This is a genomic window from Idiomarina sp. ST20R2A10, assembly GCF_051842345.1.
GTDB classification, from domain to species: domain Bacteria; phylum Pseudomonadota; class Gammaproteobacteria; order Enterobacterales; family Alteromonadaceae; genus Idiomarina; species Idiomarina loihiensis.
This window is the reverse complement of record NZ_JBNIEY010000008.1, coordinates 83,515-99,002: the sequence shown is the minus strand read 5'-3', so window position 1 is coordinate 99,002 and position 15,488 is coordinate 83,515. Positions and strand designations below refer to the sequence as shown.

Annotated in this window: 8 protein-coding genes and 1 rRNA gene; all 9 read left to right on the top strand. The window is 44.4% G+C overall.

All coding sequences use genetic code 11. The features are described 5' to 3' along the window. Positions 1-76: ribosomal RNA gene (gene rrf, locus ACP7H9_RS11495) — 5S ribosomal RNA — on the top strand; the annotation flags it as partial. A 160-nt stretch (positions 77-236) separates the two neighbouring features. Further along, the gene (locus ACP7H9_RS11490; protein WP_011234430.1) at positions 237-503 is read left to right on the top strand and encodes a DUF4212 domain-containing protein; all 267 of its coding nucleotides are present in this window, start codon (positions 237-239) and stop codon (positions 501-503) included. Between the two features lie 6 nt (positions 504-509). Next, a complete protein-coding gene (locus tag ACP7H9_RS11485) occupies positions 510-2,225 on the top strand; it encodes a sodium:solute symporter family protein (RefSeq protein ID WP_439222788.1) in 1,716 nt (571 codons plus the stop codon). A gap of 106 nt (positions 2,226-2,331) precedes the next feature. Further along, positions 2,332-4,164 (top strand): DUF294 nucleotidyltransferase-like domain-containing protein, encoded by a 1,833-nt coding sequence (locus tag ACP7H9_RS11480; protein ID WP_439222787.1) that lies wholly within the window; start codon positions 2,332-2,334, stop codon positions 4,162-4,164. Positions 4,165-4,166: 2 nt separating this feature from the next. Further along, positions 4,167-4,814: a 3'-5' exonuclease gene (locus tag ACP7H9_RS11475; protein WP_439222786.1), complete on the top strand. Its 648-nt coding sequence runs from the start codon at positions 4,167-4,169 to the stop codon at positions 4,812-4,814. A gap of 292 nt (positions 4,815-5,106) precedes the next feature. After that, positions 5,107-7,944, top strand: coding sequence for a TonB-dependent receptor plug domain-containing protein (locus tag ACP7H9_RS11470; protein WP_439222785.1), 2,838 nt, complete (start codon positions 5,107-5,109; stop codon positions 7,942-7,944). Positions 7,945-8,100: 156 nt separating this feature from the next. Continuing rightward, the gene (locus tag ACP7H9_RS11465; protein WP_439222784.1) at positions 8,101-9,015 is read left to right on the top strand and encodes an SAM-dependent methyltransferase; all 915 of its coding nucleotides are present in this window, start codon (positions 8,101-8,103) and stop codon (positions 9,013-9,015) included. 159 nt (positions 9,016-9,174) lie between these two features. Next, positions 9,175-12,165 (top strand): TonB-dependent receptor, encoded by a 2,991-nt coding sequence (locus tag ACP7H9_RS11460; RefSeq protein ID WP_439222783.1) that lies wholly within the window; start codon positions 9,175-9,177, stop codon positions 12,163-12,165. A gap of 219 nt (positions 12,166-12,384) precedes the next feature. Then, positions 12,385-15,456: a TonB-dependent receptor domain-containing protein gene (locus ACP7H9_RS11455; protein ID WP_439222782.1), complete on the top strand. Its 3,072-nt coding sequence runs from the start codon at positions 12,385-12,387 to the stop codon at positions 15,454-15,456. The last annotated feature ends 32 nt before the right edge of the window (positions 15,457-15,488 follow it).

Genomic DNA, 15,488 nt, shown 5'->3' with positions numbered 1-15,488 from the left:
CGAACTCAGAAGTGAAACACACCAGCGCCGATGGTAGTGTGGGGTCTCCCCATGCGAGAGTAGGTCACCGCCAGACTTTTATTCTAAGAAGCCCTCAGCTCACGCTGGGGGCTTTTTTTATGTCTGAATTCTCCTTTCAATCAGCTACGACCAAAGTCCTATTCCCCTTGTTAACAATTGCATTTACATTTGTTATCGACCTAAAACAATAATGTTGAACAACTGGAGGGGACGTTATGGCATTCGAAAGCGAATCCCATGCCAAAGCGTATTGGAAAGAAAACCTCAGCTTGATGCTCAAGCTGCTAATTGTATGGTTTGTCGTTTCCTATGGCTTTGGAATTATATTGGTGGACGTGCTTAACGAAATCACTTTCTTCGGCTTCAAGCTGGGATTCTGGTTCGCACAGCAAGGCTCCATTCTGACTTTCATCGTGCTTATCTTCATTTATGTGAGAGGCATGGCCGCGTTAGATAACAAATACAATGTACACGAGGACTAAGGCGCTATGGATATTCAAACGCTCACCTTTATAATCGTCGGCCTGACTTTTGCGCTATACATAGGTATTGCGATTTGGTCACGTGCCGGCTCAACTAATGACTTTTATGTAGCAAGCGGCGGGGTTAATCCTATTGCCAATGGTATGGCAACGGCCGCTGACTGGATGTCAGCTGCTTCTTTTATTTCAATGGCGGGTATCGTAGCCTTTGCTGGTTATGATGGCTCTGTTTACCTAATGGGGTGGACTGGTGGCTATGTACTGCTGGCTATGTGTCTTGCTCCTTACTTACGTAAGTTTGGCAAATTCACCGTGCCTGATTTCATTGGGGACCGCTACTATTCTCAAACGGCACGTACCATTGCTGTTATCTGCGCGATCCTGATCTGTTTTACCTACATTGCAGGGCAGATGCGAGGTGTCGGTGTCGTATTCTCCCGTTTCCTGGAAGTCGACATTGCAACTGGTGTTATCATTGGTGCCATAATTGTTTTCTTTTATACCGTACTGGGTGGCATGAAAGGGATAACCTACACTCAGGTAGCACAGTACATTGTGTTGATGTTCGCGTACATTGTGCCTGCGGTATTCTTGTCGTTAATGATGACAGGTCACGTACTGCCTCAAACGGGTTTTGGTGGCACTATAGCCGATGGTGTTCCCGGTTCCGGACAGTTCTTACTTGAACGACTGGATGGGCTCTCGACAGAACTCGGTTTTGCCGAATACACTGAAGGTGTGCGTAGTAAAGTTGATGTGTTTTTCATTACTGCAGCATTGATGGTAGGTACCGCTGGTCTGCCTCACGTTATCGTGCGTTTCTTTACAGTACCGAAAGTACGTGATGCACGCCGTTCAGCTTTCTGGGCTCTGACTTTCATTTCAGTAGTTTACTTAACAGCTCCAACTATTGCTTCGTTTGCTAAAGTAAATATTTTCAACACCATCAATGGCCCGGATCTACAAGGTGTTGAATACGATAATGCGCCAAGCTGGATTAAAAACTGGGAAAAAACCGGTCTTATCACGTGGGAAGACAACAACAACGACGGCAAGATGTTCTACTCAGGTGATGAACGCAATGAAATGACCATTGACCGTGACATCATGGTATTGGCGAATCCAGAAATTGGTGAATTGCCGGCCTGGGTTGTCGCTTTGGTTGCCGCAGGTGGTGTTGCCGCAGCACTTTCCACTTCAGCAGGTCTGTTACTGGTTATATCAACCTCCGTTTCGCACGACTTACTGAAACGAAATTTGGCACCGAATATAACGGATAGACAGGAGTTGTTATACGCCAGGATTGCAGCTGCGACAGCAATTGTCATCTCAGTTTACTTTGGTATATACCCGCCCGGCTTCGTGGCGCAGGTGGTTGCTTTTGCCTTCGGCTTAGCCGCAGCAAGCTTCTTCCCTGCGATAATCATGGGTGTGTTCCATAAGCGTATGAACCGTGCAGGAGCAATAGCAGGTATGGTTGTCGGTATACTATTTACCTTCAGTTATATCGTGTATTTCAAGTTCGTTGCTCCCGAACTGAATACTCAAGAAAACTGGTTATTTGGAATTTCTCCTGAGGGTATTGGTACCTTAGGCATGATCATCAACTTTGTTGTTGCAGTTGTCGTGCATAAGTTTACTGGTGACGCTCCGGAAGAAATTCAGGAACTGGTTGAGTCCATACGGTATCCAAAAGGTTCTGGTGAAGCTAAGTCCCACTAACGAGATATACCTCAATTGAAGCCCAGCCCTGTGCTGGGCTTTTTATTGACTAACTCAAGTTAATACACAAAACTGAAATCAGCTTCTCTATAAATTAGGATTAGCCATGGAAGTTAATTCATTTCTACAAGACTGCCCTCCTTTTGACACCTTATCTGAAGAGCAAAGAAGCTGGGCTGTATCGCAGTTGCAGTCGGTCTATATGAATGAGCAGAACTGCAACGATATATTAAAAGATATGAGGCCTGCGCTGTTTATCGTGCGTTCAGGTGTGTTTGATTTACGAGGAGCCGACGGACGACTGATAGAGCGTTTGGAGAACGGCGATTTGTTTGGCTATCCGTCTTTGCTATCAGGCCGCGAAGTGGTTAATAAATTGCAGACGATAGAAGACGGTATCGTGTACGTGTTGCCACAGTCGGCGTTTGATCGGCTTCGTAACGCATCAAAACCTTTCGAACAATACTTTATAAGAGCTCATGGCCAACGTTTATTAACAGAACAAAAAAGTGATGATGGCACCGATAGTGACTGGAGTGAGCAGACGGTAGGTAGTGTTGTGTCCATGCCTCCGGTCAGTTTATCCAGTAGCACATCGGTGCAAGAAGCCGCTAAGTTAATGGCTAGCCATGGTATATCGTCTGTTTTGGTCGTTGATAACACCCAATTGGTCGGTATTTTAACGGACAGAGACTTAAGAAACCGGGTAGTGGCTGAAGGCTTACCGCTGGATGTGCGCGTTTCGGCGGTAATGACACAACTGCCGGAATCGGTTTACGAAAATCGCTCGTTAATGGATGCGTTAACCACCATGACCTCCAGTAATATTCATCACTTACCGGTGGTGAATGACCAGAACCAACCAGTAGGGATGGTAACGGCAACCGACTTGATTCGCCAGCAACGTAGCGATCCTGTCTTTCTTATTAGCGCTATTCGTAAGGCAAGTAGTAAGTCTCAATTAATAGAAGAAGCGCAGAAGCTTCCGGAGTATCTACAGACCTTTGCCAGCCGCGTAAAGCAAACATCTGTTTTAGGTCGGCTTATGGCATCGGTTACTGACGGCATGACACGTCAGCTTATACAGCTGTATGAGCAGGAAAACGGCGCCGCACCAGCCGCTTATAGCTGGTTAGCATTTGGCTCGCAGGGCAGGGAAGATCAAACCTTAAGTTCAGACCAGGACAACGGTCTTTTACTCAGTAATGGCTTAACCGATAAGCAAAAAGACTGGTTTGCCGGTTTAGGAGATTACGTCTGTGAGGGGCTAAATGAGTGTGGTATCCCATCCTGTCCGGGGAATATTATGGCATCCAACCCGGAGTGCAGGGGGACTATAGACCAATGGAAGGAGCGTTTCCGGGGCTGGATTGAAAGCCCGACACCGAAGGCACTCATGTATTGTCAGATATTTTTTGACAGCAGGCCGGTTGTTGGTCCGGGTAAGTTTTATCAAGAATACCGCGAACAGATTGCGAGCTTAGCGAAGAACGAAATGTTCCTGGGAAATTTAGCTATTCTGGTTAACCGCATAGCAGTACCTTTGGGGTTGTTTAACCGCTTACGCACAGAGGACACTGATGACGGCGATACCATAGATATAAAACGTTACGGCATTGCCTTAATTAATGACATAGCACGTATTTACTCATTGCAGGCCGGAATTACGTCACCAGGCACTGCTGCACGTTTAAACGCATTAAAAGGTAGCCGTTTGTTAAATCGTCGCGATAACCAGTCACTATTGGAAGCCTGGGAGTTTTTGACACAGCTCAGATTGAACCATCAGTTAAAAGTATGGGGCAGCGACAAACCAAAGAATGCCATAGATCCGGACGAGCTGAGTACGCTTTCAAGACGTCAGTTAAAAACCGCGTTTAAAATTATAAAAGAAGCGCAACAAGGCGTTGGTCTGAAGTTTAGCCGGCAAGGGTACTAATTATGTCTCAATGGCTGCAAAAACTGGCTAATTGGTATGATAGGCGACAAAAACTAAAACAACCGTGGCAAAGTTTACGATATGTCGCGCTCGACATTGAGAGCACCGGACTGGATCCGAAAAAGCATCAGATTTTATCTATTGCCTGGATGAGCATTCATCCGCCGGTGATGCACCTGGGTAATGCTCAGTACCATGTTTTCGCTCACGGACAAGAGCTTGAACTCGGCCAAAGCCCGACCATTCATGGTTTAACTAGGCAAGACTTTCTGCACAGTTCGGAACCTAAACAGACCTTTGCTATGTTGAGCAGAGCTTTGAATGATGCCGTGTTAGTTTGTCACCACAAAGGTATGGACTGGCGTTTTCTGAAGCATATAGAAGCGCAGTACGGTATTCCTTTTAAACCCCTGGCTATATTCGACACCTTAGCGTTCGAAAAACATAAGCTTGAACGCAACCCTCATCAACCTATTCACGGCGGTCAGCTGACTCTTAGTGCTTGTCGTAAGCGTTACAACTTACCTGACTACAATGCCCATCATGCCCTAACCGATACCGTTGCTTGTGCTGAACTTTTTTTGGGGCAGTGCTATGGTGCTAAGATGTTTAGAGGTCCTTTAAATTCGTTATTAAAAAGCTCCGGCTAACTCTATTAAATCAGTATTTTACAACTAAAATACATATGTATTTTCACTTGACACATACGTTAATTTAATTAATAAAAAAGCCGATTAAATAGGCGTTTAGTTTAAATATTAGGCATTCAGTTCAGGGGGTATAAGAAAAGACTTAAGTGCCTATTGAAATGAACTCCTTACAGCGTTAAAAGGTTGTTACCGAAAACGGGTGGTCGAACAATAAGTAGTCAGACTACCATCGGTTTCAGGTTGCTTTCGCCAATCAAGCAACTCAAAAATAATGTTCCAGGGAGTAATATCAATGAATAATAAACTGTTTCGCCGCAGCATTACTGCGGTTGCAGTTGCGTCCACGCTGTCATTTCCAGCATTAGCTCAGGACAATACTGCAGATCAAAATAATATCGAAAAAATTGAAGTAACCGGTTCTCGTTTGAGCCGTGCCAGTATGGAAACCCCGGTACCGGTAACCACTATCGGCCGTGAAGATATTGTTCAAACAGGGGCTATTAACGTTGCTCAAGTATTGAATATGTCGCCTGTCGCTATCGCCGGCTCAGATCAATCGAACTCTGCGTTTGATACGGTATCTGTTGGTTTGAACACAACAGAATTACGCAATATGGGTGCTGAACGTACGTTGGTATTAGTTAACGGCCAGCGATTTGTATCTGGTATCGCGCCTTCTTCAGGTTATGCTGTTGATTTAAACGCTATCCCAGCGTCAATGGTAGAGCGTATTGAAATCCTGAAAAGTGCTTCTTCAGCAGTATACGGTTCAGATGCTGTAGCTGGTGTAGTTAACATCATTACCCGTAAAGATTTCGAAGGTATCGAAATTAGCACCCAAGCGGGTACTTCAGGTGAACATGACCGTCAAACTCAGACTTTTAACCTAACAACAGGTAAAAACTGGGAAGGCGGTAACGCTTGGTTCTCTTTCGGTATTGATAACGACGAAGGCCTTAAATCAAGCGCTCGCTCATTCTCTGCTGTCGACAGTGCAGTTTACTCTGATGAGAACGGCAATGAGTATGTAGGAGATTTACTGTCATCTTTCCCTAAACAGGGTCGTGTATCAGTTAAAGATGCTGACGGGAACACACTAGAGAGTTTTGACGCTGACGGAACAGAGTATTCAGGCGGATTCAATCGTGCTTCTGTACGTCAGTTAGTAACACCATTAGAGCGTCGTTATGTATCTGCTGAAATTCGTCAGGACTTGTCAAGTGACTTGAACGTATTTGGTTCGGTTCACTGGAACTCGGCTGAAACGAAAGGTTCAACTATTGAGCCAACACCATTTAATGTCGGTGAAGACTTGTGGATGAATAACCGTGTTGAAGATCCTGTCGCAGGGTTAAGTGTGTACTCTCCATTGGTGCCTCAGGAGCTACGTGACAACTTACTATCTTACGGTATTGATGACCTAGGTTCTCAGCGCGTAGATTTTGTGCGTCGTATGGCTGAATTCGGAAACCGTTCTACTGACGTTACTCGTGATACTTTGCGTATTGCATCAGGTTTTAGTTATGCAATTGATTATAACTGGACCTGGGACAACTACTTCACTTGGGGTCGTACAAACCAGGAACAGCTAAACGGTGGTCAAATCAATACAGACCGCGCGCGTCTTGCGTTGGATGTTACTGAAGACGCTAATGGTAACCTGGTGTGCGCGAGCGATATCGCAGCTATGCAAGGTTGTGTTCCGTTAAACCTATTTGGCGAAGGAACTGTTTCACAAGCTGCAGTTGATTATGTTTCGACTCCAGCGAAAGCAACAGGTACAGCTGAACAGTTTGTAGTACAGAGTGTTATTTCAGGTGACTTACCACTAGAGCTGGCAGGTGGTTTTGTCGGTTTAGCTGGTGGTCTCGAGTATCGCGAAGAAAAGGGTACTTATAGCCCGGGTGATTTAGCTCAAACTGGTGCTTCAAGCACGAATAAGGCTCAACCGACAGACGGTAGCTTTAACACGAGTGACGTGTTTGTAGAAACGCGTTTACCAGTATTAATGAACTGGTCTGTTGATCTTGCTGCACGTTACTCTGAGCACTCCGCCACTGGCGGTGCAGTGACCTGGAATGTTGGCACAGAATACGAGCCAGTTGACAGTGTAAAACTGCGTGCGTCAGCCGCAACTGCAATTCGTACTCCTAATATTTCTGACTTATACTCAGGTAATGGTGAAACATTCGCTCGTGTGAACGATCCTTGTGTAGGTGTAACCGCAACAAGTGAAGGAAATATAGCTGAAAACTGTCGTTCAATTGACTCAGTTAATGGGCGTATCCAGTCTGCTGGTGAATTTGAACTGACCTCTGCGGAAACTCAAGGAACAGGCGGTTTAGTTGGTGGTAACCCTGACGTTCAGGAAGAAACTGCTGATACTTATAGCGTCGGTGCTATCTGGCAAATTAATGATGAGTTGTCTGCAACTGTGGATTACTACAAAATCAAGGTTGAAGACGCAATCTCTGTTACTTCACGTAACTTAGTGCTTGAGCGCTGCTACGATGTATCTCCTGGAAGCTTTGATCCGACTTGTAGTGATCAGGTTCTTCGTAGCTCTAACGGCGTGTTGGTCGATGTAAACAGCAGTTCGTCTAATGAAAACATTATTCGTACATCCGGTGTTGATTTCGAAATGAACTACCGTACCCAAATTGCAGACGGTATGTTCTCTGCTGATTTCATCTGGAACTATACTGACGAGTATTCAATTGAGTCTATTTACGATGGCAGCACGACTTACTACGCAGGCGAAATAACTACACCTGAGCATCGTGCAAACCTCAACCTAGCTTACTCTTTGGATGATGTTAGTGTTTCTTGGAGAATTCGCCACTGGGATAGCTCTGTAGATTCACTTAACGGTGAGAACTACAACTACACAACCCGTCAGCCTTATGGCGAGTACAACTACGTAGGTTCAGTGACGTACCACGATATTTCAGCACGTTATTACCTGAACGATAATTTCGAATTTAATGTCGGTATTCGTAACGCGTTCGATAAGCAGCCTCCAATTCTTCCGCAAGGAAGTAATACTGGCGCGACAGGTATTAATACTGCGTCACAGGCTTATGATGTTACAGGCCGCTATTACTTTGCCGGCGTAACAATGAGCTTCTAAAACTTTTTTAATAAAGATGAGTAGTCAGCAAAGCCAGTCGGGATCTCCCGACTGGCTTTTTTTATTCTTCGTTATTGAAAATCTCCAAGCTGACATTACATCTAGAGCGTAGTATGCTCAGCTACAGTTTTATGCTGATAATTTATTGGAGTATCCATGAAAACAACAAAAAATCCGTGGAGTGACTATTGGCAAAAAGGTGCAAAAGCCAGCTTCTTAGACGATAAATCTCGCTTACAAGCTTACCAAATGCGAAAATTTTGGTTTGAGCGCATGGATGAGAGTGAGCTGAAACAACCAATTGTAGATGTAGGTACCGGAAACGGTATCGTCGTTCAGTGGTTAACGGAATATTCGCAAGAAAAAGGAAAAAAGCTCGATGTGCTGGGAATAGATTCAGCCGAGCTAAAGCCCTTTAATGACGCACTGAAGCTACACGCCGAAACTCCCTACGAAACTTTTAAGCTGTCATCGAATAAAAAAGTAGGCACCTTTGTTTCTCACTTCGGCCTTGAATACGGTGATATGCAAACCGGCCTTGAAAATTTGCACCTGCAACTTAAGCGTGGTGGGAATGTTATTGCCTTAGTGCATTCGACCGATTCAAACATTTATAAAAACAGCAAAGCGTTGTTTGAGTTTATCCCTTCTGTGCTAAAGCAGCTGAAGAAGTCGGTAACGCCGTTGCAGGAAGCCTTGTTAAGGCACGGGCCGAATAATTTGCCAAAATCCGCGCTGCAGGAGCAACACAATCTAAACCAATTCGCCAGAAAATATGAGCGATACGGCGCTTTCCAGGCCATGAACTTTGTTCCGGCAACAAAGCATGCATTGCAGGAAGCGGCACAGGGCAATGCTGATGAGTCAACAAAAGTACTTTCAGGCTATACCAATGCGATAAATGATCATAGGGCGCGTTTAGTGAGTTTGCTGAAAGCGACTGAACAGTTAGGCGATACGAACAACACTAAAACGTTATTTGAAGGTGCAGGTTTTAAGAATGTAACGGTTCAAACCGTGGCATTTCCTGAAACGGGAGTTATTGGTAGTTGTATTCAGGCCGGTAGGTAATGTTAATTACGCAAGGCCTTCTAGAGGCCTTGCTTCCATCTTCCAGATAGCAACAAAATATACACGAAAAGTTTACAACTCTATAACTTCCTGTTAGATTCTAAACAGCTTCAAAAAAATGAAGCCATATAATAAAAACGTTCCAGGGAGTTTTTACTCATGAGAAATACATTTTTTAAACGTACGCTTACGGCTGCGGCTGTAGCTACTGCTATGGGCTTGGCAACACCTGCCATAGCGCAACAGCAATCCAGCATTCTGGGTGAGGTAGTCGCACAGAATGTGCAAGGGCTCACAGTCGTTGCGACAAATCCGGAAACAGGTTTTAGCCGTGAAATTCAAGTGACAGATGGGGAGTTCCGTTTTCCGGCAATGCCCACAGGTACATATGAACTATCGGTAATGCGTGGTAGTGAAGAAGTCGCGAAGCAGACAGTTCGTGTCGCATTAGGTTCGAACTCTACTCCAACTATTCGTGTAGGCGAGTCGATTGAGACTATCCAAGTAAGTGGTAGCCGTATTTCGAACGTGGATGTTACTACGACTAATTCGGGTTTGGTTGTAAGTGAAGTTGATTTTGATAAATTACCCGTTGGTCGTGACCTTACTTCTGTTGCTCTACTGGCACCAGGGACGGTAAAAGGTGATACAGGCTTTGGTAATACAGCATCTTTCGGCGGTGCTTCAGTGGCAGAAAACTCATGCTACATTAATGGCTTGGAAGTAACTGATACTCGTCGTGGATTGGGATGTGGCTCTGTACCTTTCGAGTTTTACAAAGAGTTCCAGGTTAAAACTGGTGGTATGTCTCCTAAATATGGTCGCTCAACTGGTGGCGTTATTAACGCTGTTACTAAAAGTGGTACCAATATGTGGGAATTTGCAGCCGTTTCTCACTTTGAACCTGCGGGTCTCCAGGAAGAAGGGGAAGTTTCCCGTGGTTCAGGCGGTACCGGCAACGTATTCCGAGACAATAGTGTAAGTGAGAACGACGAATATAGTGTGTCTTTAAGCGCCTCAGGCCCTATTATTGAAGATACACTGTTCATTTACGCATTAGTTAATCCTCGTTCTCAAGAGACAAGAGCCGCTGCGGCAACCGGTGGTGAATTTGCTGCTGATACTCGACTCAACGTTCAGGAATCAAGTGGCAGTGATAACCTATTTTGGGGCGCCAAAATAGATTGGGATATTAATTCTAATCACCGCCTGAGTTATTTTGGTTATTCAGATGAAAATACTATTGAGCGCGATACTTTTCAGTATAACCCTAATACAGCTACTGTAGGTGACTCAATTGGTACGACTATTTTTGAAAATGGGGGTACCGCGCATAGCTTAAGCTATACAGGTTATTGGACTGATAACCTAACTATTTCTGCAATGGCCGGTGAGTTAGAAACTCAGTATGGTTCCGAACCTTCAAATACTGAATGTTCGACAGTTATTGATACTCGAGATGTAGCAGACCCGGCTGTATCTTGTGGACCAGGTGGCTCTATTGGTGATAATTTCGACAAAAATACTCAGTATCGTTTTGACCTCGAATATTATTGGGGGGATCACACAATACGCGCGGGTTATGATTACCAAGAACGTGAATCAACAAATGTCACTCGTCCTATCGGTGGTCATAGCTGGGAATACGCGACTTTAGAAAACGGAGCATCAGTTCAGGGTGATAGTGGAGTATTATTTAGTAACAATACTGGTGCCCCGATAGATTATGTTTCTGATCGTATTTTCGAAGGTGGCGGTAATTTCGTATCTGAACTATCTGCTTACTACGTTGAAGATGAGTGGCGTGTATCAGACAATGTCATATTGAACATTGGTTTCCGTAAAGATGAGTTTGAAGGGCGCGGTGTAACAGACCAAGTTTTATATGAATTTGATACTAACTGGGCTCCTCGTTTAGGTGCTAGTTGGGATGTATTTGGTTCTGGAGACACTAAGTTGTACGCAACTTGGGGTAAATATTACTTACCAGTACCTAATAACACCATTTACCGTGCCGCATCAGGTGTAAGCGATTCAACTACCTATTACTATTTCGATGGTATCGATGGCTCTACCGGCGTTCCTCAAGGTTTAGATCCGGTTAATGGTTCTGTAGAAAACAGTCAAACTGTGAGTTCAGTTTCCACTCCTCCAACTAAACCGGTATTCCAATCTCAAGAAGCTGATCCGTTTGCACGTGAAGAGCTCATAGTTGGTTTCGAGCAATCACTGAATGACGACCTTGCATTTTCATTGCGCGGTACATATCGTGATGTAACTAGCGCACTTGATGATTACTGCGGTATTTATGCGTACCCATATTGTGTGCTAATCAACCCAGGTGAAGATTCAACTTGGTATAAAGATGGGTACTATTGGGACGGTTCAGCTCTAGATCAGAGCAAACTACCACTGTTTGATGGCCAACCAGACGAGGGCTCGCTAACTACTCACCCGAACGCTACGACTATTCAGATGCCAGAGGCTAATAACGAGTACTTAGCGTGGCAGACTGAGTTAAAGTACAATACAGACGATTTCCGTATGAACTTTATTTATACTTGGTCTCGTAGTACGGGTAACTTTGAAGGTGCCGTTAAATCAGATATCGATCAAGCAGATCCAGGTATCACTCAGGACTTTGACTTCCCAGCGCTAATGGACGGAGCACAAGGCTATCAAGCTAACGATCGCCGCCACGTCCTTAAGTTATTTGGTAGTTATGATATCGATGAAAACTGGACTGTAGGTTTCAACAGTACTTTGTCTAGCGGCCGTCCTTTATCAGCATTTGGTCAAGGTTATCCTGACAAAGATCCCAACATCTACGGAAGCTATGGTGATACTTTCTACTTAGCTGATTGTGATGATGTAACTGGTGAGTGTTCATATAATCGAGTGCCTCGTGGAACTGTAGGTCGCACACCATGGACATTTAATATTGATGCTTCCGTAGCTTACAACTTCACTGTTTCTGGTGTGGATATGAAGGCGTCACTTGATGTGTTTAATGTGTTAAACACTCAAGAAGCAACATCTTTAAATGAACACTATGAGGTAACAGAAGGCAATCGTAACCAGTGGTATGGAGCTGCATACTCTTGGCAGACGCCTCGTTATGTTAGATTAGGGTTTGAAGCCCGTTTCTAACGGGTATTAAAGTTACTAACTTAGACTTATAAAATCAAAACCGCAGTTGGTTATGCCAACTGCGGTTTTTTATGTTGACTAATACATGTATTTCGAGCGTAGTATTCGTATCGAAATACAATAAAATAACCAAAAGTTTACAAAGTTTTAACTTCCTGTTAAATTTCTTAGTACTTCGCGTAAGAAGTAAAATAATAAAACGTTCCAGGGAGTTTACTCATGAAAAACATGACATTTCGTAAAAGCTTAACGGCTGCAGCAGTGGCTGCATCTTTAGGTTTTCCTATGGCTTACGCTCAAGATGCGGAGCCTCAAGAACAGCAAGGCAATGAAGCTGAAGTTCAAGAAGAGCTTGAGCGAATTCAGGTAACGGGGTCCCGTATCCGTCGCACGGATATAGAACCTACTCAACCTATTAGCTTTGTTGATTCTGAATATATTAGTCAGCGTGGCTTTACAAACGCAATTGATGCCGTTACCGAAATTCCGGGAGTGGATCAAACTGCCTCGCCAGAGATTGGAGGGAATACAGCAGCTTCTTCTCAGGGCGTTGGACAAAATACAATCAATATATATGGTTTGGGGTCACAGCGGACGCTTACCCTAATTAACGGTAGCCGCTTTGTTTCTTCTAACTCACCAATAGGTGGTTCAGGAGCCGCGGGCTCTCAGGTCGATATTAACAATATCCCTATGTCTTTAATTGATCGTGTTGAGGTTGTTAAAGTAGGTGGAGCGGCTGTATACGGAGCTGATGCAGTTGCCGGTGTTGTGAACTACGTTCTTAAAGACGACTATCAAGGGGCTGAAGTTTCTACCGATTATATTAACCGTGATGGAATAACTGAAGAGTATTCTATCCGCTCGTTAATTGGTGCGAATATTGACAATGGCCGAGGCAATGTTGTTCTAGCTGTCGAATATAATGAGACCGAGAATGTAGCAGCTAAAGAAGTACCTAGCTTATCCGAAGGTTGGAGTAGTCAGACTCCAGCAGCAGGCGATGGGTTAGCTGATGCGGATGGAAATATTCCTAGCAGTCAAGTACGTTTATACCCAGACATCCGTATTGGAGGGTTGTCGACAGGAGGATTTCTTTCTCCAACTAGTTTGGCCGCAACAAACTTAGGTGCTGGAGCTTTCCCAGATGGGAATTATTATGGCTTCAATTCCAACGGGCAAGTCTCTCAGCAAGACCCAGGCTATGCTACTGGTGGCTCGTTGTGGGCCTCAGGTGGTGATGGCCTGAGCCTGGTTGACACGAATACGGCTTTAGAGGGTTATGAACGCTGGAATATCACGTCTATTGCTAATTATCAGTTAACTGATGATGTAAATCTAAATATCACTGCATTTTCGAATAGCTACGATGCATCTAACCAAGGTTATCAGGTAGGCTATTATTCGGCGTGGCCATGGGCTGGTACCGATGGCGGTCCAATGCAGTTTAGCGTCGACAATCCGCTTTTAACAGATCAGGCTCGTAGTACTTTAGTTAACGCTCTGGATGGTCAAGACACTTTTTATGTTAACAGAGGTTGGGCTAACTTAGGTCAACGAGAAGTTGTTAATGAAACTAACGTCACTAGTTTGAAGTTTGGCTTAGATGGTGACTTTGATATCGGTTATAACAACTATCAATGGGAGTTGTCTTACCAAAAAGGCTGGAGTTCAATTTATTCTCAAAGTTCTAGCGTAAGCCTTGCGCGTTGGTTTGCTGCTATGGATGTCGGTACAAATCCGGAAACTGGAAATATCGATTGTAAATTTAACTATGAAGATGGATATGGCGATCAATATTATGCTGAGGGACCAGGGGTAACTGCCGATGACATGGTACTTGGCAACCCCGGTGACTGTGCCGTGTTTAATCCGTTTACTGATGCTAGTCAGGAAGCTAGAGACTACGTGACCTATAATACAATGGGTAAAACTCGAGTTGAGCAAGATATTTTATCGGGTTTCGTATCTGGCCCATTATTCGAACTTCCGGCAGGCTTCGTTGACGCCGCTGTAGGTTTTGAGCATCGCAAGGAATTTGCAGGCTATACCGACGATGGTACCGGAGTTCTAACAGGCTTTAGTGACGCAACACTGAACGGAAGCTATGATACAACTGACTTTTATGGTGAAGTGTTGGTTCCTCTTATAGATAGCTCTATGGGGATTCCTTTTGTGAATTCATTATCAACGGAAGCCTCCTATCGTACTATGGATAATAGCCGTTCAGGCAACGATAGCGTGTGGGCTGTAGGTCTTAACTATCGACCAATTGAAGAGCTTATGCTACGTGGTAATATATCTGAAACGGTGCGAGCTCCAGCTGTGACGGAATTATTCCAACCTCGCTTGCAAGTTAGTGAGTTTGCGAGTGACCCTTGTGATGCGCGTTTCATTGATAGTGGTCCAAACCCGGATGTTCGCAGAGCAAACTGTGAAGCAGAAGGTATTCCTGAAGGCTTCCAGAGCGTTGCGGTGAACGCTTCACGCCAAGGTTGGTCAGGAGGCAATTTAGATCTTCAGAATGAACAAGCCGATACTAAGAACTTTGGTATTGTCTATTCACCTAGCTGGGCAGAAGGTCTAGATTTTTCAATTGATTGGGTAAGTATTGAAATTGAAGATGCGATTGTCCAATTTACACCAACACAGATCATGGAAGCTTGCTATGATGCATCAAACTATCCGAACCAATTCTGTGATATGTTTGAGCGTAGAGATGATTATCAGTTGCCGACTAGTGATGCGTTTGAATCTGGTTATGTGAATGCCGCATTACGTGAGTTTGAAGCCTATGAGGCCTCTGCCCGTTATAATCGTCCGGTATCGAACTTACCTTTCGTAGGTAGCTTCTTCCCTAAAGAGTCAGGGAATTTCACTGCTTCTTTACGAGTGTTTAACTTGCAGAAGAACCTGACATCTAATACGGGTTTCGATCGTGATGATACTACGGGATCATACTATACACCGGATTGGCGTTCAGACCTGAAGTTAATGCATACATATAACGATTTAACCACATACCTAGATATCGCATATCATGGTAGCGGCGAACGTAATGTGACATCTAACTCGGCGGTTCAATATCTGGATCAAAATGGTAACCCTTATACAGATTTACCAAGTCGTACTACTTTTGATTTGGGTGCAGTCTACTATTTAACAGAGAATGTTTCTGCACGAGTTAAAGTTGAGAACTTGACTGACTGGTATCCTGATGCCAGAGAGCAGGCTGTAGGCCGCTGGACTTGGGGGAGAACGTTTAGCTTTGGTTTGACTGCGTCATTCTAAAGTTTCTCTAACTAGTACTTACACTTATAAAG